This is a genomic window from Vreelandella zhuhanensis (genome assembly GCF_009793355.1).
Lineage (GTDB): Bacteria > Pseudomonadota > Gammaproteobacteria > Pseudomonadales > Halomonadaceae > Vreelandella > Vreelandella zhuhanensis.
Window position 1 is genome coordinate 12,904 of the sequence record NZ_WTKP01000004.1, and the last position, 19,785, is coordinate 32,688.

16 protein-coding genes are annotated in these 19,785 nt (G+C 57.0%); 9 read left to right on the top strand and 7 right to left on the bottom strand.

Translation table 11 applies throughout. The features are described 5' to 3' along the window. The first annotated feature begins 1 nt into the window (after position 1). From GPM19_RS15215 to GPM19_RS06300, 9 genes are all read left to right on the top strand, one after another. Positions 2 to 178 (top strand): hypothetical protein, encoded by a 177-nt coding sequence (locus tag GPM19_RS15215; RefSeq protein ID WP_181870735.1) that lies wholly within the window; start codon positions 2 to 4, stop codon positions 176 to 178. Beyond that, positions 168 to 3,080, top strand: a complete 2,913-nt coding sequence (locus GPM19_RS06265; RefSeq protein ID WP_160418044.1) for an ATP-binding protein — start codon at positions 168 to 170, stop codon at positions 3,078 to 3,080. The genes GPM19_RS15215 and GPM19_RS06265 overlap by 11 nt, the downstream gene beginning before the upstream one ends. A 16-nt stretch (positions 3,081 to 3,096) precedes the next feature. After that, positions 3,097 to 4,473 (top strand): sigma-54-dependent transcriptional regulator, encoded by a 1,377-nt coding sequence (locus GPM19_RS06270; protein WP_160418046.1) that lies wholly within the window; start codon positions 3,097 to 3,099, stop codon positions 4,471 to 4,473. Between the two features lie 848 nt (positions 4,474 to 5,321). Beyond that, a complete protein-coding gene (gene pcnB, locus GPM19_RS06275; protein WP_160418049.1) occupies positions 5,322 to 6,716 on the top strand; it encodes a polynucleotide adenylyltransferase PcnB in 1,395 nt (464 codons plus the stop codon). 5 nt (positions 6,717 to 6,721) lie between these two features. After that, entirely contained in the window at positions 6,722 to 7,252 is a 531-nt protein-coding gene (folK, locus tag GPM19_RS06280) for a 2-amino-4-hydroxy-6-hydroxymethyldihydropteridine diphosphokinase (protein ID WP_160418051.1), read from the top strand. A gap of 97 nt (positions 7,253 to 7,349) precedes the next feature. Further along, positions 7,350 to 8,141 (top strand): 3-methyl-2-oxobutanoate hydroxymethyltransferase, encoded by a 792-nt coding sequence (panB, locus tag GPM19_RS06285; RefSeq protein ID WP_160418053.1) that lies wholly within the window; start codon positions 7,350 to 7,352, stop codon positions 8,139 to 8,141. A 76-nt stretch (positions 8,142 to 8,217) separates the two neighbouring features. Beyond that, a complete protein-coding gene (panC, locus tag GPM19_RS06290; protein ID WP_160418055.1) occupies positions 8,218 to 9,120 on the top strand; it encodes a pantoate--beta-alanine ligase in 903 nt (300 codons plus the stop codon). An 11-nt stretch (positions 9,121 to 9,131) separates the two neighbouring features. Beyond that, positions 9,132 to 9,512: an aspartate 1-decarboxylase gene (panD, locus tag GPM19_RS06295; protein ID WP_114486802.1), complete on the top strand. Its 381-nt coding sequence runs from the start codon at positions 9,132 to 9,134 to the stop codon at positions 9,510 to 9,512. A gap of 177 nt (positions 9,513 to 9,689) precedes the next feature. Then, the gene (locus tag GPM19_RS06300) at positions 9,690 to 10,868 is read left to right on the top strand and encodes an acetyl-CoA C-acetyltransferase (protein ID WP_160418057.1); all 1,179 of its coding nucleotides are present in this window, start codon (positions 9,690 to 9,692) and stop codon (positions 10,866 to 10,868) included. Between the two features lie 136 nt (positions 10,869 to 11,004). Here GPM19_RS06300 and pnp read toward each other — a convergent pair whose 3' ends face one another. The 7 genes from pnp to rimP all read right to left on the bottom strand — a co-directional run bounded on the left by pnp (position 11,005) and on the right by rimP (position 19,667). Further along, positions 11,005 to 13,152 carry a polyribonucleotide nucleotidyltransferase gene (gene pnp / locus GPM19_RS06305; RefSeq protein ID WP_160418058.1) on the bottom strand — a complete coding sequence of 716 codons (2,148 nt, stop codon included), beginning with the start codon at positions 13,150 to 13,152 and terminating at the stop codon, positions 11,005 to 11,007. A 155-nt stretch (positions 13,153 to 13,307) separates the two neighbouring features. Further along, positions 13,308 to 13,577, bottom strand: a complete 270-nt coding sequence (rpsO, locus tag GPM19_RS06310) for a 30S ribosomal protein S15 (protein ID WP_114486805.1) — start codon at positions 13,575 to 13,577, stop codon at positions 13,308 to 13,310. Positions 13,578 to 13,684: 107 nt separating this feature from the next. Beyond that, positions 13,685 to 14,605 (bottom strand): tRNA pseudouridine(55) synthase TruB, encoded by a 921-nt coding sequence (gene truB, locus GPM19_RS06315; protein ID WP_160418061.1) that lies wholly within the window; start codon positions 14,603 to 14,605, stop codon positions 13,685 to 13,687. After that, positions 14,605 to 15,021 carry a 30S ribosome-binding factor RbfA gene (rbfA, locus tag GPM19_RS06320; protein WP_114486807.1) on the bottom strand — a complete coding sequence of 139 codons (417 nt, stop codon included), beginning with the start codon at positions 15,019 to 15,021 and terminating at the stop codon, positions 14,605 to 14,607. Before rbfA ends, truB begins: the two co-directional genes overlap by 1 nt. A gap of 19 nt (positions 15,022 to 15,040) precedes the next feature. Beyond that, a complete protein-coding gene (gene infB, locus GPM19_RS06325) occupies positions 15,041 to 17,590 on the bottom strand; it encodes a translation initiation factor IF-2 (RefSeq protein WP_160418063.1) in 2,550 nt (849 codons plus the stop codon). A gap of 27 nt (positions 17,591 to 17,617) precedes the next feature. After that, positions 17,618 to 19,132 (bottom strand): transcription termination factor NusA, encoded by a 1,515-nt coding sequence (gene nusA / locus GPM19_RS06330; RefSeq protein WP_160418066.1) that lies wholly within the window; start codon positions 19,130 to 19,132, stop codon positions 17,618 to 17,620. A gap of 76 nt (positions 19,133 to 19,208) precedes the next feature. After that, positions 19,209 to 19,667, bottom strand: coding sequence for a ribosome maturation factor RimP (gene rimP / locus GPM19_RS06335; RefSeq protein ID WP_160418067.1), 459 nt, complete (start codon positions 19,665 to 19,667; stop codon positions 19,209 to 19,211). Between the last annotated feature and the right edge of the window lie 118 nt (positions 19,668 to 19,785).

The following is a 19,785-nucleotide window of genomic DNA, read 5'->3' on the forward strand; positions in this document are numbered from 1 at the left end:
CATGTACGTGTATCGCATCATGTTATTTCTGGTATTCGGCGGTTACCTGCTCTCGCCCCTGTTGATGAATGGCTGGGGCGACCCGGATATCGCCTGGTACCGCCCCTTTGTTATCTGGGGGGGGTTGATCGCTTTGACGCTGTGGCTGGAACAGAAAAGGAAGCTCGATGAGCGTTGAGTTAGTCGGCCTTTTGCTGCTCGGTTTCGGATACCTTGTCTTACTGTTCGGCTGTGGCTTCGTCATCGAACGCGGCTGGGTACCGGTGCGTGTTGTCCGCCACCCGGTGGTCTATATCCTAGCAGTGGGGGTCTATGCCAGTGCCTGGGCGATTTATGGCAGTCTTGAGCTGGCCGCTCATGCCGGCTACGGTTATCTGGCGTATTACCTGGGTGCCGCCGGTGCCTTTCTGTTGGCACCGGTGTTACTGGTACCCATTCAGCGCATCACTCGCACCTATCAATTAGCATCCCTCGCCGACCTCTTTGCCTTTCGCTTTCGCTCACGCTGGGCCGGTTCCCTGGTAACGTTGGTCAGCCTGCTGGCAGTACTGCCCCTTCTGGCCTTGCAGGTGAAAATCCTGGGTGAAGCGACCCATCTCATGACGGGCAGCGACTCACCGGCCCTCATTGCCCTGTTATTCTGCGCTGCCATCGCTTTGTTCGCCGTGGTTTTCGGTGCCCGTCACAGCCAGCTTCATGCACGTCACGACACGCTTCTGGCAACGATCGCGCTTGAATCCATCGTCAAGCTTCTGGCCATGTTAGCGTTGGGCGGCATTGCCCTGTTTGGGGTATTCGACGGCCCAGGCGATCTGCAACAGTGGCTGGAAGGGCCGGGGCTGGCCTATCAAGCTGCCACACCTCAGCTGGAGCCGGCTCAGTGGCGCACCTTGCTGTTATTGTTCTTTGCCGCAGCCTTTCTGATGCCGCACCTGTTTCACATCACCTTTGCCGAAACGCTTTCCCGGCGCACTTTGCTACAGGCGAGCTGGACTCTGCCGCTGTTCTTGCTGCTGATGGCACTGCCGATTCCGCTGATTTTATGGGCCACTCAGGCACGCGGCACTTTCGATGTTTCCATCGCGGCCTATTCAGCTTTCGCCTTGTCGGAAAGCTGGTGGGTGGGGGCGCTGGTATTCATTGCCGGCCTGGCCGCCGCCAGCGGCACCATGATTATTATTTCCCTGGCACTTTCAGGCATGATTCTCAACCATGTGGTGCTGGTAGCTCACCCGCCCGAAGCCCGTGCCGATCTCTACGGCTGGCTGCGCTGGCTGCGTCGCGCCCTGATCGGTGCGGTGATTTTCGGTGGCTGGCTATTCTATCGTACCGTAGGAATGCACAATGACCTGACCACCCTGGGCCTGGCCGCCTTTGTGGGAATGGCCCAGTGCCTGCCTGGCATGCTGGCGTTGCTATACTGGCCGGGAGCCAACCGCAAAGGCATGGTCAGCGGGTTATTGATAGGCGTGATGATATGGCTGTGGGGGCTGTGGTTACCCTTATTGTTTCCGACAGTCATTCCGGCCTTTCCTGTTACGCCCCTGGCACCCGCCGATGCGCCGTTGTGGTATCACGTCACCTTGCTCGCCCTGGTCTTGAATATCATGGCTTTGATTGTGGTGTCGCTATTTACCCGGACCTCCACAGGCGAAAAATCCGCCGCAGAAGCCTGCTCGGTGGACGCGGTGATTCGCTCCAAACGACTGCCACTGGATGCCGCCACGGCGGAGGACTTCCCCCAACACCTGGCTCAAGCCTTGGGTGACGAGGCCGCCCAACGCGAAGTCATTCGTGCATTGAAAGATCTGGGGTTAGCCGTTAATGAGCGCCGCCCTTATGCGCTGCGACGCCTAAGGGACCGAATTCAGGCCAATCTCTCCGGATTGATGGGGCCGTCCGTGGCCCGTGATATCGTCGACCGCTACCTGCCTTATCGCCATGACGATCAGCCCGCCACCGATGATATACATTTCGTTGAAAGCCGCCTGGAAGCCTACCGCTCACGACTAACCGGCCTAGCTCGGGAACTCGACGGCCTGCGTCGCCACCATCGTCGCACCCTTGCCTACCTGCCTATCGGGCTTTGCGTGTTCGGTGATGATGAAGAATTGCTGATGTGGAACCAGGCCTTGACTGCCCTTTCCGGTATCGAGGGCGACAGTGTCATCGGCGCACGACGAGACAGCCTCCCCACCCCCTGGGCGGCGTTGCTGGGTCAGGCCCTGGCACTGGATCATACCCCTCTCTACAAACAGGCCGTCACGCTGCATGGAAAAACTTACTTTCTGACCCTGCATAAAGCGGTACTCAGCGACCATGACAGCCGTGGCGGCAGTGTCATACTCATCGAAGACCATACCGAGATGAAGTGGCTTGAAGATGAACTGGTCCATGCCGCCCGCCTGGCATCAATCGGCCAGCTGGCCGCCGGCGTGGCTCACGAGATCGGCAATCCCATCACCGGGATTTCCTCACTGGCGCAGAACCTGCGCTATGACACCGACGACCCAGCGTTACTCGAGACCGCCGATCAGATCCAGCAACTTACCCAGCGAGTGACGCGAATCGTCAATTCCCTGGTAGGATTCGCCCATGGCGGGCGCCAGGCGACTCCCCTACCGATAGAACCCGTCGCCTTGTCGAGCATCACCGAAGACGCCTTGCACTTGATCCATCTGGCCCGGGCGGGCGACGATGTCACATTCGAAAATAGCTGCCCTGACCAGCTGGTGGTGCGCGGCGATGCACAGCGCCTGACTCAGGTAATGGTCAATCTATTGAGTAATGCCCGTGACGCCTGCCAGACACAAGGCCATATTCGTATTGAGGCCGGCGCTCAACACGCTCAAGCCTGGTGGCGGGTGATCGATAATGGCCAGGGCATCGACCCAAGGGTACGTGACCGTTTGTTCGAACCGTTCATTACCACCAAGGCCGCTGGCCAAGGTACCGGTCTGGGGCTCGCACTGGCTTACCAGATCGTGACCGAACACCAAGGCAAGATCGAGATTACCTCACCCCCTCTCGGCCATTCCCGTGGCACCGCCATTACCCTCTGGTTGCCGCTCTACTCATAGGATGATCAGCTCAGCGATGCGTCGAATACTGATTGTTGAAGATGAAGCGATTATTCGCAGCGCGCTCAAGCGATTGCTCGAGCGCCACGACTACCATGTCCAGGAAGTGGAAAGCGCGGAGGATGCCCAGGCCTTGGCGCTAAACCAATTTGACCTGATCATCAGCGACCTGCGCCTGCCCGGCGAACCGGGCACCAGCTTGATTACAGCCGCTGCTCCCGCACCGGTATTGATAATGACCAGCTACGCCAGCATGCGCTCGGCGGTGGATGCTCTGAAGCAAGGCGCAGTGGATTATATCGCCAAGCCATTCGATCACGACGAGCTGCTCGAGACGGTTTCGCAGATCCTGCGCCAGCAGACCATCCAGCACAGCGAGCCACCGGATGTTACCGATAAAGGTGGTAGCCGCCAGACCATGATCGGCGAATGCGTGGCCATGCAGCAGGTCTATTCCCGTATTCGCAAGACCGCTCCTGCCGATGTCACGGTATTGATTCAGGGCGAATCGGGTACCGGCAAGGAACTGGTGGCTCGGGCGTTACACCAGCAAAGCAAGCGCGCCCGCGCGGCGCTGATCTGCGTCAATTGCGCTGCCATTCCGGAAACCCTGATCGAATCCGAGCTTTTCGGTCATGAAAAAGGTGCTTTTACCGGGGCCAGCGCCGCCCGTACCGGTCTGGTCGAAGCGGCCGATGGCGGCACCTTGTTTCTGGATGAAATCGGCGAACTGCCGCTGGATGCGCAGGCGCGTCTGCTGCGCGTTCTTCAGGAAGGCGAGATCCGCAAGATCGGTTCGGTGGAAACCCGGCATGTCGATGTCCGTCTGATCGCCGCCACCCATCGCGATCTGCGGGCATTGTCGAAAAGCGGTGAATTTCGCCTCGATCTGTATTACCGCTTGAATGTCATGCAGATTGACCTTCCCCCCTTACGGGAACGCGAGGATGATGTTTTGCAGATTGCCGACATTCTGTTGAGCAAGGCGTGCAAGCGCCATTCTCGCGAGGGGCTGCGGCTATCCAAATCCGCACGTAGCGAACTCAAGGATTACCCTTGGCCGGGCAATGTGCGAGAACTGGAAAACGCCCTGGAGCGTGGCGTCATTCTTGCCGAAGGCCATCTGATTCACACCGATGACCTGGGGCTTGCACCCACGGAGCTATCCATGCGAGCGGCGCCGGTTAATTCGACATCATCCAGCGTAGCTGTACCTCCCAACGAGGATGACCTCTCGCTGGAGGATTACTTCCAGCATTTTGTGCTGGAACACCAGGAACAAATGAGTGAAACGGAGCTCGCCCAAAAGCTGGGGATTAGTCGCAAGAATTTGTGGGAACGTCGCCAACGTCTAGGCATACCTCGCAAGAAAACAGCACGAAGACCTTCTTGATGCTTGTCGTAACAAATTTTTTAACGAATAGCTTAACTTTCTTTTAGACTAACGTATAAGCCATTGATCTATAAAAACACTTTTCCTTAAGTGTTACTTCGTAACTGTTACCTTCCCACACACAGACTGTCGAAAAGCACCGAGTTGGCGGTAACACTATTCCTTCTCTCCTTGCTCAGCCTGATCCAAAAAAAATTAAGCCATTGAAATATATTGATAAAAAAATACATGGCACAGGGCCTGCAGTATTACTAGGTAAGAAAAACAACCCGGGCATAGCGGCAGTCCTCTCACAATAACAACAGGACAACACCCGCCGGTTTGAACACCAACAATAACAATGCTTCAAGCCTTTTGAGATAGCGGCGCCAACAAGAACAACCGCCAATGCCATCTCGACGATCACTTGTCCGCGCCAATGTGTGCGGCTAATAACAACAACAAGTCCAACAAGTGAGTGGCCCGATAATCAGAATACGATGTACAGCGAGACGTCCAATAACAACAAGCGTCTCAATAAGTACCTACCGGTAACAAAAACAACTCGCCGGGAGAAAAACATCGTAGTTGGTTTATTGTTTTGAATACGAGACGGTCGGATCAATAGCAATAATGACTTTTCCTGACTGTGGTGCGTATTCAGGGCGATGCCCATCACAAAGAAAAACACCGGCATGGACGCCGAGCAACCACTTGATAGGGGAGGCCCAAAAGCCTCCCTTTTGTGCGTTTGGCGTCCTGGTTTTTGTCACTGCGTGCCTCCCGCACTTTGCAAGGCATTGGGGGTCGGCTACACTCAGCGCCCTGCATCGTTTATTTTTCTGTACTCTGCGAGTCGATAACGCCGCATGTTCAAAGGATTTACCCGTTTTCTACAAAGCCCGAGTGGGCGCCTAAAGTCGCTGTTCGAGCCCCAGGAGAGCCCATCCGGCCCCATGGTTCCCCAAGTGATTCCTCGTGACGAACACCCCGTCTCACGTCAACATTTCAGTGAGGCCGCGCTCAAGGTGCTTTATCGCCTAGATAGTGCAGGCTTCGGTGCCTACTTGGTGGGCGGCTGCATTCGTGACGCCCTCTTGGGTAAAATGCCGAAGGATTTTGATGTTGCCACTAATGCCACACCTGAACAGGTACGGGATTTATTTCGCAACTCACGCTTGATCGGTCGTCGCTTTCGTATTGTGCATGTGCGCTTCGGTCGTGAAGTGATCGAGGTCACTACCTTCCGTGGCAAGCCGAGTGATGATCATGGCAACCACATCGCCCATCAATCCGAGAATGGCTTGCTGCTGCGAGACAATGTCTGGGGAGATATCCAGGAAGATGCCATACGCCGCGACTTCACCATAAATGCCCTGTACTACAACATTGCCGATTTCTCGATTCACGACTTCGCTGGCGGCGTGCACGACATCGAAACCCGTACGCTGCGATTGATTGGCGATCCGGCCACACGCTATCGTGAAGATCCGGTACGCATGCTGCGCGCCGTCCGCTTTGCCGCCAAGCTCGATTTCCATATCGCTGCCGATAGTGAAGCGCCTATCCATGAACTGGCGCCGCTGTTATTGCAGATCCCCCCGGCACGCCTGTTCGATGAAGTGCTCAAGTTATTCATGGCGGGGCATGGTTTGGCGACATTCCGACTGCTTAGCCATTACGGCTTGTTTGCCATGCTCTTCCCCGAAGCTGAAGAAGCCATGGTCGACTTGCCTTGGGCAGAGCCCTTGATCGAACAGGCGCTCCAGAACACCGACAAACGCATTGCCGAAAATCGACCGGTCACACCGGCGTTTTTGCTTGCCGCCTTTTTATGGGCGCCAGTAGTCCAACGCCTGGCCGAGCTGGAAAATAGCGGTATGCCGCCGATCCCGGCCCTGCAAGCGGCTGCGCAACAGGTTATTTCGCGCCAACTGCATCACACCTCGATTCCCAAGCGTTTCGGCATGCCGATGCGCGATATCTGGGAGTTGCAACAACGTCTTCCCCTACGTCGGGGCAAGCGTGCCTTTCAGACTCGCGAGCATCCACGCTTCCGTGCCGCCTATGACCTCTTGCTGTTGCGTGAACAAGCCGGTGAGCTGGAACCGGGGCTAGGTGATTGGTGGACGGCATTTCAGCAAGGCGACGAGCATGAGCAGCGCCGCTTACTGCAAAAGGTAGGAGGCGATCCCGCCAGCCAAGGCTCGGGCCAACGTAAACGTCGGCGACGCCGTAAGCCACGCCCCACTCAAGACAGCTGATCGCGGTGAGTCCTACTTTTCCTCATCGTGCCTATATCGGCCTGGGCAGCAACCTGGATGGCCCCCGCGCTCGGGTTATCCAGGCCTTGGAGGCGCTGAACCGGTTACCCCTCACCTCCCTGGTAAAAGCCTCACAGCTTTACCTTAGCCGCCCGGTCGGCCCACAGGATCAACCAGACTTCATCAATGCCGTAGCGGCCCTTCACACCCGGCTTTCTCCCCTGGCATTGCTGGATCAGTTACAGGCGCTGGAGCAACAGCATCGACGTCGGCGTACGCGCCACTGGGGGCCCCGCACCCTGGATCTCGACCTTTTGCTGTTTGATACACAGGAACTAGCCTTGCCGCGGCTTTGCGTCCCTCATCCCTACATCCAGCAGCGCGGTTTTGTCCTGTTACCCCTGCAGGAAATCGCCCCCACTCTGTCGATCGGCCAGCGTCCTTTACACGCTTGGCTGGCAGCACTCTCTCCCGAGGCAATACCCCAAGCGCTACCCCTGGACACACATCTCGACAGCGGTGGTGAATTCAGGTAACAATTGCCGGTTACGCTCCGAGTGTCATGTACATTCGGCTGGCGACTTCCATCACGCTCGGCTCCTTGCGCCGGCCTCAGAAAAACGAGAGCACGCCATGAAAACTGTCACCCTGAGCACATTGCAAGCGTTCAAGCGCGCTGGTGAGACGTTCAGCTGCCTGACCGCCTACGATGCCTCCTTTGCTCACGCTGCCAGTCACGCCGGTATAGAAGTACTGCTGGTGGGCGATTCCCTGGGCATGGTACTGCAAGGCCATACCAGCACCCTGCCGGTCACCCTGGACGATATCTGCTATCACAGCCGCTGCGCCGCCCGTGGCAAAGGGGCGAGCCTGCTGATGGTGGATTTGCCGTTCATGAGCAACTCGAGTACCGAACGCTTGCTACAAGATGCGGGCGCATTGATGCGCGCGGGTGCCGAGCTGGTCAAGGTGGAAGGCGAAGCCTGGATGGCCGATGGCATTCGCGAATTGACTCGCCGCGGCGTTCCCGTCTGTGCCCACCTGGGACTGACACCGCAGTCTGTCTACCAACTGGGAGGCTATAAGGTGCAGGGCCGCGAATCTGAGCAAGCCGGGCAGATTCTTGCCGATGCCCGCATCCTGGTAGAGGCCGGTGCGTCGGTGATTCTGCTGGAATGCGTCCCCGCGAGCTTGGGCAAGGCAATAACCGAGGCGCTGGATGTACCGGTTATCGGTATCGGTGCCGGTCCTGATGTCGACGGCCAAATCCTAGTGATGCACGACGTTCTTGGGGTGACCCACGGCAAGACCCCGCGTTTCGTTAAAAACTTCCTCCAGGAAGGCGGGTCTATTCAGCAAGCGTTCAAGGCCTATCATGAGGCCGTCAAGGCACGAACCTTTCCGGCGCCTGAACATTGTTTTTAAGAGCGTTTTTGAGACTGCTTGCAAGAACGTTGCTGAGCATATGCCTTTTCAAGGTTTTCACTCCTAGGAGCCTTTGATGCGTACCTTGCGAGACATTCAAGCCTTGCGTGATGCCCTCGGTGAATACCGTCGTCGCGGACAACGCATTGCCTTGGTGCCTACCATGGGCAACTTGCATGCGGGACACCTCGCCTTGGTGGAGCGTGCTCGCCAACATGCCGATGTGGTGGTTTCCAGCCTGTTCGTCAATCCCATGCAGTTTGGGCCGGGTGAAGATCTTGATGCCTATCCGCGCACCTTCGAGGCCGACCAGTTTCAACTCGAAGCCGCCGGCTGTGATGTGTTGTTTGCTCCGACGACCACGACTCTCTACCCTGATGGGCTAGAAGGTCAGACGCGCGTGCATGTCACCGAGGTTAGTCAAGGGTTGTGCGGTGGCTCACGTCCCGGTCATTTTGACGGTGTCTCGACGGTGGTCACAATGCTTTTCAACCTGGTGCAACCGGATGTGGCTTGCTTCGGTGAAAAGGATTATCAACAGCTTGCAGTGATTCGCAAACTGGTGCGCGACCTGCATCTGCCTATCGAGATTATCGGCGTGCCGATCGTTCGCGCTGAAGACGGCCTGGCCTTGTCATCACGCAATGGTTATTTGAGCCTCGAACAGCGTGAGATCGCCACCAGGCTTTACCGCACCTTGTGCGATATACGTACGGCGCTGGAAGCAGGCGACTCATTAAAAAAGGTACTACACCAAGGCTACTGCGCCCTGTATGATGCCGGCCTTACTCCCGATTATCTTGAGCTGCGCGATACCTTGCTCGGCCCCGTCGACGCCGAAACCCGGGAGGCCGTCTTGCTAGCGGCGGTACAGCTTGGGCCTACGCGCCTGATCGACAACCTCAGCCTGCGTTTACCCGAAACGCCTGTCGACACCACTGATACCACCCCAGGCGCAAACCCGCCCGGGTCGCAATAAAGGATATTTTCATGCATACCATTATGCTCAAGGCCAAGCTTCACATGGCCCGCGTAACGCACGCGGTACTCAATTACGAAGGTTCTTGTGCCGTTGACGGCGAGTTGCTCGATATGGCCGGCATTCGTGAAAACGAACAGATCCAGATCTACAACGTGGAAAATGGTGAGCGTTTCACCACCTATGCCATTCGCGGTGAAGAAGGTTCACGGATGATTTCCATCAATGGCGCCGCCGCCCATTTAGCCAGCCCCGGCCACCGGGTAATCATCTGCAGTTACGCTCACTACAGTGAAGCGGAGCTGGATGCTCATCAACCCGCCCTGGTGTATTTACAGGAAGGCAATGTGGTCAGCCACACCAGTAACGCAATTCCGATACAGCTAGCGTAACTCCCCAGTTTTGCCTCCCTTTACGGGCCGACGTTGTCGGCCCGTTTTGCGTTACACGATGTAAACGAAAAGCTTATTGTCGCACTGCACTACCCTCCCCTATGCTGACAGGGTAATGTCATTAATCGGGCAGCCGCCCTCCGGCCTGTCTGCTCTATCCTGTTGAGGAGTTATGTTATGCAAGAAGTGGTAATTGTAGCCGCCCGCCGTACCGCTATCGGCACTTTCGGCGGCTCTCTCGCCGGTATTCCTGCTAGCGACCTAGGCGCGCTCGTAATCAAGGATATCCTGGCTTCTACCGGTGTTGCTCCCGACCAGGTGGATGAGGTCCTGCTAGGCCAGGTATTAACGGCGGGTGTCGGCCAAAACCCGGCACGCCAGGCTTCTATCAAGGGCGGATTGCCTGACGGTGTTCCAGCCATGACCATCAACAAGGTATGCGGTTCCGGCTTGAAAGCATTGCACTTGGCGACCCAGGCGATTCGCTGTGGCGATGCTGACTTGATTCTGGCCGGTGGCCAGGAAAACATGAGCCTCTCGCCCCATGTCCTGCCCAATTCACGCACCGGGCAGCGTATGGGCGATTGGAAAGCCCTCGATACCATGGTGCACGATGGACTGTGGGATGCTTTTAATAATTATCATATGGGCGTTACCGCCGAAAATCTGGCAGAGAAATACGGGATCACCCGTGAGCAGATGGACGAATTTGCCGCAGCGTCTCAACACAATGCGGCCCAGGCGATCAAGGAAGGTCGGTTCAAGGGCCAGATCGTGCCGGTGGAGATTCCCCAACGCAAAGGCGACCCGGTCGTGTTCGATACCGATGAGGGGCCGCGCGAAGTAACGGCGGAAAAACTCGGCGGCATGCGCCCGGCCTTCAAGAAAGACGGCGCGGTGACTGCAGGTAATGCCTCTTCGATCAATGATGGCGCTGCAGTAGCCATGCTCTGCTCGGCGGAAAAGGCCAAGCAGCTGGGCCTTGAGCCGCTCGCGCGCATCGTCGCCTATTCCAATGCCGGCGTCGACCCGGCGATCATGGGCTTGGGTCCGGCACCCGCTACTCGCCTGTGCCTGAAAAAAGCCGGCTGGAGCCTGGATGACCTGGACCTGGTCGAAGCCAACGAAGCCTTCGCCGCTCAAGCCCTTTCAGTCAACAAGGAACTGGGCTGGAATACCGACAAGGTCAATGTCAATGGCGGTGCGATTGCCTTGGGTCATCCGATCGGCGCTTCCGGCTGCCGGGTACTGGTCAGCCTGCTGCACGAAATGATTGCGCGTGATGCCAAGAAAGGCCTGGCAACACTCTGTATCGGCGGTGGCCAAGGCGTGGCACTCGCCATCGAGCGCAACTAACACCAAGCGGCTAAGACTCGCCTAAAACAAAACGCCCGCGACAAGGTTAGTGAAACCTCATCGCGGGCGTTTTCTTACTCTGCTTTCTTGCAGTGTAGCTACATCCTAACGGCTAGAGTTATTCTAAGCGTTAGAGTTATTCCGTTGTCGCCACACCTTCCGCGTCGAAAGCCGTCTTCTCTTCTTCGGTGATTTCCTTGATCGAGAGCTTCACCCGGTTACGGTTATCGATGTCGAGCACCTTGACCACGACATTATCGCCCTCGTTGAGGTATTCACGCACATCATTGACCCGTTCCGGCACGATCTGGGAGATATGCACCAGCCCGTCGGTACCCGGCATGATGTTGACGAAAGCACCAAAATCGGCAATACGCACGACCTTGCCCATATAGAGCTTGCCGATTTCCGCTTCTGCGGTGATTTCCAATACCGTGTCGATGGCACGTTGCGCAGCGGCCTTGTCTTCCGCGTAAATACGCACACTGCCGTCATCGTCGAGGTCGATGGAGGCACCGGTATCTTCACAGATCTTGCGAATGGTCGCGCCGCCCTTGCCAATCACGTCACGGATCTTGTCCGGCGCGATCTTGATGGTGGCCATCGAGGGAGCATTGTCGGACACATCGGTACGGCTCTGGCCAATGACGAGGCTCATCTGGTCGAGAATCTGCAAACGCGCCGTATTTGCCTGTTGCAGTGCGGTCTCCATGATTTCTTCGTTGATGCCTTCGATCTTGATGTCCATCTGCAGCGCGGTCACGCCTTCAGCGGAACCGGCCACCTTGAAATCCATGTCGCCCAGATGGTCTTCATCACCCAGGATATCGGTGAGTACCGCAAAACCATCGGCATCTTTCACCAACCCCATGGCGATACCGGCTACCGGCGCCTTGAGCGGCACCCCGGCATCCATCAGCGCCAGAGAGGTACCACACACCGAGGCCATTGAGCTTGAGCCGTTAGATTCGGTGATTTCCGACACCACACGAATGGTATAGGGGAAAGCCTCTTCCGAGGGCAGCATTGCCTGCACGCCCCGGCGAGCCAGACGACCGTGTCCGATTTCACGCCGTTTGGGGCCTCCCATGAAGCCCGCTTCGCCCACGCAATAAGGGGGGAAGTTGTAGTGCAGCATGAAGCGATCCTTACGCTCGCCTTCCAGTGATTCGATCAGCTGAGAGTCGCGCAAGGTGCCCAGCGTGGCAATTGCGATCGCCTGAGTTTCACCTCGGGTGAAAATGGCCGAGCCATGAGCCTTGGGCAGCGCACCGACTTCAATGGCCAACGGACGAACGGTAAAGTTGTCACGACCATCGATGCGTGGTTCGCCTTTGATGACACGCGAGCGCACCACCCGCTTTTCAAGAGCGGAGAAGGCGGAAGCAACGTCTTCGGCACTGAAAGCGTTTTCTTCTCCAGCCAGGACTTCGATAGCCTCGGCCTTGAAAGCACTTAACGCATCCTGGCGCGCCATCTTGTCGATAATGCGATAGGCTTCGCCGACCTTGGCTTCAAAGGCATCGGCAACGGCGGCTTTCAGAGCAACGTTTTCTTCCGCCGGCTGCCAACCCCACTTGGGCTTACCCGCTTCGGCCGTCAGTTCCTTGATTGCGCTGATAGCGATCTGCATTTCCTGATGAGCGTACAAGACGGCGCCCAACATCTCGTCTTCGAGTAGCTCCTGGGCTTCCGACTCCACCATCAGGACAGCTTTTTCAGTACCCGCCACCACCATGTTCAGCTCGGAGGAGGCCAGTTCTTCCACGGTCGGGTTGAGAAAGTAACCCTGCTCTTCGTTGAAGCCCACGCGTGCCGCGCCGATCGGCCCATTGAACGGCACACCGGCAATCATCAATGCCGCCGACGTGCCCAGCAGCGCGGCAATATCGGGATCGTGATTACGATCCGTCGAAAGCACCGTACAGATCACCTGGACTTCGTTCATGAAGCCTTTGGGAAACAGCGGACGAATCGGGCGGTCGATCAATCGCGATGTCAGGGTTTCTTTCTCGGTCGGGCGACCTTCACGCTTGAAGAAACCGCCAGGAATCTTGCCTACCGCGTAGGTTTTTTCCTGATAGTGGACCGACAGCGGAAAGAACGGCTGAGAGGGCTTGGCTTCTTTCTTGGCCACGACCGTACACAACACCACGGTATCATCCATGGTGACCATGACAGCGCCAGTGGCTTGACGGGCGATACGCCCGGTTTCGAGAGTAACGGTACTACGACCGTACTGGAACGTTTTCTTGACCGGATTCACGGCGACTTCCTTCAGCATTATCGATATCTACTTGTCTATTCTGTTTGGTCGTTTTGACTCTCGTCATTCTAGGCGCTGTAGCGCCCGAGGGCTACCATCGTTGCTCACCACCCCCACAGCAAAACGGGCAACCCCTTGGGGTTGCCCGTTTCGGTACCTCGGCTGCGTGCTGTTTAGCGACGCAGGCCCAGACGCTGGATCAACGCTTGGTAACGCGCCAGGTCCTTACGCTTAAGGTAATCCAGCAGTTTACGACGCTGGTTAACCATGCGGATCAAGCCACGACGGGAGTGGTGATCCTGCTTGTTGGTCTTGAAGTGATCCTGCAGGCCATTGATGTTGGCGCTCAGGAGTGCAACTTGCACTTCAGGGGAGCCGGTATCGTTGTCGCCGCGCGCGAAATCGTTGACGATTCCGGCTTTCTGTTCAGCGGTCAGTGCCATCTGTTTCTCCAGTAAGCAATATGCCTAATAAATGAATGTGTGAGACCACGCATATTTGCAGTCTCAAGCGTGCTTGTTCCATTTTACGTTCATTGCTTGGGCCCATTTCAAGAAATGGCGACCGTACTCAACAAACGCTTGGGCGCGATTTCCTGTGCGCCCTTCACCACACCGAGACCGATAAAGGCCGCATCATGGTAAAGTCTTGCCAGCTCACCCGAGCCCAACGACAAGCCATCAAGCTGGGTACTCTGGCCATGGCTCAATCGAGCCGAAGCTTGAGCATCCACCATCAATATTGGCAAATGCTCAACCAAGGCATCCACCGAAAGCAGCTGCGCTTCGCGCGCGGCCTGATCCGGTAGCGCCTCAAGCGCTTCAAGTGTCCACATGTGTTGCGCCGTGAAGGGGCCTGTCTTGAGCCTGCGCAGTGCGCTGATGTGCGCCCCGCAGCCCAAGGCATGCCCGATATCTTCAGCCAGGGTACGGATGTAAGTGCCCTTGCTGCAGTTGACTTCCAGCTCGAAAGCCAGCGCTTCACATGCCAGCAGGCGCGCATCATACACGCTTACGCGACGCGCTGCACGCTCGACCGTCTTGCCCTCACGGGCCAGTTCGTACAACTTGCGGCCCTGGTGCTTCAACGCCGAATACATCGGGGGAACTTGCTCGATTTCACCACGAAAACGCTCAAGCACCGCCTCTATTTCGGCATTTGCCAAGGGTGGCACTTCACACCGTTCGATGACCTCACCTTCGGCATCTCCGGTCTCGGTTATCACCCCTAGCTCGACACGGGTACGGTAAACCTTGTCGGCTTCCAGCAAGTGTGCAGAAAACTTGGTCGCCTCCCCCAGGCACACCGGCAGCAAGCCGGTCGCCATGGGGTCGAGCGTGCCAGTGTGCCCCGCCTTTTGCGCCTGAAACAGGCGCCGAACACGTTGCAAGGCATGGTTGCTGGAAAGCCCTTTAGGCTTGTCCAGCAGCAGTACGCCATTCACTGGCAAACCGCGACGTTGACGCGCCACTAGCGAGTTTCCTCACTTTGCTCGGCGTCAGTGTCATCCTCATCGCCTTGATAGCGTGCACGGTCAGTGGTGACGGCCTCATCAATCAGTGAAGAGAGATGCTGACCGCGTACTACGCTCTCGTCGTAATGAAAGCGCAATTCCGGTACGTGGCGCAACTTGATGCGTTTAGCGACTTGGCTTCTCAGAAACCCGCCGGCACGCTTGAGTGCCTTCAGGTTTTCCTTGATGTCCTCATCGCTATTTTCACCTAGCAGCGTGATATAGACATCGGCGTAGCCCAGATCGCGGCTTACCGTCACACCACTGACAGTCACCATGCCCAGACGTGGATCTTTCACTTCACGCTGGATGAGTACCGCCAGCTCCTTCTGGAGCTGGTCGGCGACTCTGTCGGTACGCTTGAATTCACGCATCGTTATCTCCCGCTAGGCGTTACAGGCTACGCTCGACTCTGATCTGGTCGAAGACTTCGATCTTGTCGCCGGCCTGAACATCGTTGTAGTTCTTCACCCCGATGCCGCACTCCATGCCGCTACGCACTTCCTGGACATCGTCCTTGAAACGACGTAGGGATTCGAGCTCGCCTTCGTAAATGACGACGTTTTCACGCAACACGCGGATCTTCTTGTTGCGATGCACGCTGCCTTCGACAACCATGCAACCTGCCACGGCGCCAATCTTGGGCGCGCGGAAGACATCACGCACTTCAGCGATACCGACGATATCTTCCTTCCACTCGGGCGCGAGCATACCGCTCATCGCCTGCTTGACCTCGTCGATCAGCTGATAGATGACGCTGTAGTAGCGCAGATCCAAGCCTTCACGCTCGATGATCTCACGGGCCGCGACATCAGCACGCACGTTGAAGCCGACCACAATAGCGTCACTGGCCAAGGCCAGGTTGGCATCGGTACCGGTGATACCACCCACACCGGAAGACACCACCGCCACTTCGACTTCATCGGTGGACAGCTCTTCAAGCGCGCCCTTGATAGCTTCCAGTGAGCCTTGAACGTCAGCCTTGAGCACGATGTTGACCTTGGCCACTTCATCCTGACCCATCTGGCTGAACATATTCTCCAGCTTGGATTTCTGCTGGCGTGCCAGGCGTACTTCGCGGTACTTGCCTTGACGGAAGTTGGCGACTTCACGCGCCTTTCTTTCGTCCGCGACGACCATGAAGTCATCACCGGCATCAGGTGTACCGTCTAGCCCTTGAATTTCCACAGGCATTGCCGGGCCGACTTCCGCAACTTGTTTGCCAAGTTCGTTGGTCAGAGCACGTACGCGGCCGTAATGCAGGCCAGCCAGCACGATATCGCCCTTCTTCAAGGTGCCGTTCTGTACCAGCACCGTGGCGACCGGGCCGCGGCCCTTGTCCAGGCGTGATTCGACCACCACACCTTTACCCGGCGCTTCCGGCACGGCTTTAAGCTCAAGCACTTCCGAGACCAGCTGAATGGCTTCCAGCAGTTCTTCGATGCCGTCACCGGTCTTGGCGGAGACATACACGAACTGCGTATCGCCACCCCACTCCTCAGAAATGACGCCGTGTTGCGACAATTCATTACGGATACGATCGAAATCGGCACCTGGCTTATCGATCTTGTTGACCGCCACCACCATGGGAACTTCGGCAGCCTTGGAATGCTCGATCGCCTCGACCGTTTGCGGCATAACGCCGTCATCGGCCGCCACTACCAGAATGACCACATCGGTCGCCTTGGCACCGCGAGCACGCATGGCGGTAAAGGCCGCGTGGCCGGGTGTATCCAGGAAGGTGACACCACCGTGCTGATCTTCAACATGGTAGGCGCCGATATGCTGGGTAATACCGCCGGCTTCGCCGGTTGCCACCTTGGCGCGACGAATATGATCCAGCAAAGACGTCTTACCGTGATCAACATGACCCATCACCGTGACTACCGGTGAACGGGTGATCTCTTCGCCTTCATAGGAGATGCCCGCGAGCATTTCAGTCTCGAGCGCATCGTCCTTGACCAGCTTGGCCTTGTGACCCATCTCTTCGACAACGACCGCAGCGGTGTCCTGATCGATAGTCTGATTGATGGTGACCGCGGCGCCCATATTGAACATCGCCTTGATCACTTCATTGGACTTGATCGACATCTTGTCCGCCAGCTCAGCGACGCTGATCGATTCAGGAATCGACACTTCACGCACGATCGGCTGCGTAGGCTTCTGAAAGCCGTGCTTGCCGCCGCCCTGGCTGCCACCGCCACTGCGACGGCCACCACGACGCTCGGCGCGCTTGGCTTTTTTAGCCCCGCCGCCCCGTTTGCGCTCTTCGCGATCACCGCGATCCTCGTCATCCCGATGCCCTTTCTTGGCTTTCGCCGCGGTCTTCTTGGGCGGTGCGGTACGACGGTCGCTGCGACCTTCCTTGGGCGGTGCCGGAGGCTGCTCCTCGGAAGGCTGATTGTCGTCAAGCTCGGGGACCGGCACCTCAGGTACTTCTTGAGACTTGGCAGTGGCGAGTCTGACGGCAGCCTCACGCGCTTCTTTCTCAGCGGCGTGAGCCTTGGCTTGCTCGGCTTCACGCACGCGGGCTTCTTCAGCGTCACGGACTTTCTTTTCAGCCTTGGCTTGCTGAGAATCCGCCATATCGCCGACCAGCTGACGCGGTCCGCTATGCTTGGGTTCCGGTGCCTTGGGCTTTTCTTCCTCGTCACTCTTGACGTAAGTACGCTTCTTACGCACCTGAACTTCAATCGTCTTGCCACGTTCACCGGTTTTTATCCGGCTGCGCGTCTTACGGGTCAGCGTGACCCGATTCTTGCTGGCATCACTTTCATCACCATGACTTTTCTTCAGAAAACTCAGCAATTTATGCTTATCTTCTTCGGACACCACGGCGTTTTCAGACGCGTGTTCCAATCCGGCTTCTTTCATTTGTTCCAGCAGGCGGGGCACATCGCGGCCCACCTTTGCTGCAAAATCTTTTACTGTCATATCTGACATCTCGACCCTCCTCAGCCCGTGACCTGTTTACTGTGTGTTTGATTCCGACACGGCGTCGTCTTCAAACCAGGGCGCACGGGCAGTCATGATCAGTGCCGCTGCGCGCGCTTCGTCCAACTCCTCGATATCGACCAGATCATCGACAGCCTGCTCGGCAAGATCTTCCATTGTGACAATACCGCGACTGGCAAGAATGAACGCCAGATGACGTTCCATGCCTTCCATTTCCAGCAAGTCTTCTGCCGGCTGGGCCCCGTCGAGTGCTTCTTCCGAGGCAATCGCCATGGTCAGCAGTTCATCCTTGGCGCGCGCTCTGAGCTCTTCCACCGAGTCTTCGTCCAGCTCCTCGATTTCAAGCATTTCTTCCAGCGGCACGTAGGCAATTTCTTCCAGGGTAGTGAAGCCCTCTTCCACCAGCAGCCGGGCAACATCGTCATCGATGCCCAGGTGCTGAACGAAGGAATCCACTAACGTATCAATTTCCTGATCGCGCTTTGACTCGGCTTCGCCCTCGGTCATGACGTTGATCCGCCAGCCGGTAAGCTCCGACGCCAGGCGTACGTTCTGGCCACTGCGACCAATCGCCTGAGCCAGATTATCTTCGGCCACCGCGACATCCATGGCGTGGGCATCTTCATCCACCAGGATGGAACCCACATCCGCCGGTGCCATGGCATTGATAACCAGTTGCGCCGGGTTGTCGTCCCATAGCACGATGTCCACACGCTCATTTTGCAGCTCACTGGACACCGCCTGCACCCGCGAACCACGCATGCCGACACAGGCGCCGACCGGGTCAATGCGGCGATCGTTGGTCTTGACCGCGATCTTGGCCCTTGAGCCGGGATCCCGGGCTGCGCCCTTGATCTCGATAAGTTGCTCGGCAATTTCCGGCACTTCGATCTTGAATAGTTCAATGATCAGTTCGGGGCAAGTGCGTGACAGCAGCAGCTGTGCGCCACGTGCCTCCGGATCCACCTTGACCAGCAACGCCCGCACTCGTTCATTCATGCGGTAGCGTTCGCCGTGGATCATTTCCTGGCGCGGCAGGAACGCTTCTGCATTATCCCCAAGGTCGATGATCAAGCCGTCGCGGGTCGTCTTCTTGACAATACCCGCCACCAGTTCGCCTTCGCGATCGGTATATTGCCGCACGACTTCCGCTCGCTCGGCCTCGCGCACTTTCTGCACGATGACCTGCTTCGCGGTTTGTGCCGCAATGCGTCCGAACATGGCATTGTCGATCAGCTTTTCAACCACATCGCCACGCTTGAGCGGCGGATCACGCTGCTCGGCAATGCTTTCCTTGATTTCGTAATCCGGGGTTTCGAACTCATCGTCTTCTACCACCGTCCAGAAACGAAACGTTTCATATTCGCCGGTGCGCCGATCGATATGCACGCGCACATTAGCTTCTTCGTTCTCGAACCGCTTACGCGACGCACTAGCCAATGCTGCCTCGACCGCTTCGAAGATTACATCTCGCGGGACGCCTTTTTCATTGGAGATCGCGTCAACGACCATTAGAATTTCTTTACTCATGCGTTTGCCTCGCCAGAAAACCTGTCCTTATGTGCATCAGCCCGGCTGCCTGCCGACGGCGTCACCCCATAGAGCACTACTCGAACTGCGGTACAATATGCGCCTGGTCAATACTTTCTATGGGAAAACAGTACTCTTCACCTTCGAACTGGAGCAGCACGTCGTCCCCTTCAACACCGGCTAGCAATCCTTGAAATTTGCGTCGTCCATCGAAAGGAAGACGTAACTTCAAGGCTATCTGGTGTCCCTGAAAGCGGATGTAATGGTCCAAGGTATAAAGTGGGCGCGCCATACCCGGAGAAGAGACTTCAAGCCGATATTCACCAGCAATGGGATCTTCCACATCGAAGACAGCGCTTACTTGACGACTGACATCGGCGCAATCTTCAACGCTGATGCCACTATCGCGTTCAATGTAAACTACCAGTCGCGAGTGCTTGCCTTGGGACAGATGGTCGATACCCCATAGTTCAAATCCCATGGCGGCAACGACAGGCTCGATCAGCGCGTGAAGCGCAGCGTGTTTAATGGCCACAGACAAAGCTCCTATAGCCGTTGCATCAGGCACCTGGCCAGGCGTTGAAAGAGAAGCTAGGTGGCTGATTGGCATTACCCGGAAACGTGTCTCCGGCAAACCGGCAGACATCCGCTAT

Excerpts from the sequence above, each read along its gene's own strand:
- panD (WP_114486802.1), top strand. The coding sequence starts at position 9,132 with ATGCATACCATTATGCTCAAGGCCAAGCTTCACATGGCCCGCGTAACG.
- GPM19_RS06265 (WP_160418044.1), top strand. The coding sequence starts at position 168 with ATGAGCGTTGAGTTAGTCGGCCTTTTGCTGCTCGGTTTCGGATACCTT.
- infB (WP_160418063.1), bottom strand. The coding sequence starts at position 17,590 with ATGTCAGATATGACAGTAAAAGATTTTGCAGCAAAGGTGGGCCGCGAT.
- GPM19_RS06270 (WP_160418046.1), top strand. The coding sequence starts at position 3,097 with ATGCGTCGAATACTGATTGTTGAAGATGAAGCGATTATTCGCAGCGCG.
- GPM19_RS15215 (WP_181870735.1), top strand. The coding sequence starts at position 2 with ATGTACGTGTATCGCATCATGTTATTTCTGGTATTCGGCGGTTACCTG.
- panC (WP_160418055.1), top strand. The coding sequence starts at position 8,218 with ATGCGTACCTTGCGAGACATTCAAGCCTTGCGTGATGCCCTCGGTGAA.
- pnp (WP_160418058.1), bottom strand. The coding sequence starts at position 13,152 with ATGCTGAAGGAAGTCGCCGTGAATCCGGTCAAGAAAACGTTCCAGTAC.
- rbfA (WP_114486807.1), bottom strand. The coding sequence starts at position 15,021 with ATGCGTGAATTCAAGCGTACCGACAGAGTCGCCGACCAGCTCCAGAAG.
- GPM19_RS06300 (WP_160418057.1), top strand. The coding sequence starts at position 9,690 with ATGCAAGAAGTGGTAATTGTAGCCGCCCGCCGTACCGCTATCGGCACT.
- rpsO (WP_114486805.1), bottom strand. The coding sequence starts at position 13,577 with ATGGCACTGACCGCTGAACAGAAAGCCGGAATCGTCAACGATTTCGCG.
- nusA (WP_160418066.1), bottom strand. The coding sequence starts at position 19,132 with ATGAGTAAAGAAATTCTAATGGTCGTTGACGCGATCTCCAATGAAAAA.
- pcnB (WP_160418049.1), top strand. The coding sequence starts at position 5,322 with ATGTTCAAAGGATTTACCCGTTTTCTACAAAGCCCGAGTGGGCGCCTA.
- panB (WP_160418053.1), top strand. The coding sequence starts at position 7,350 with ATGAAAACTGTCACCCTGAGCACATTGCAAGCGTTCAAGCGCGCTGGT.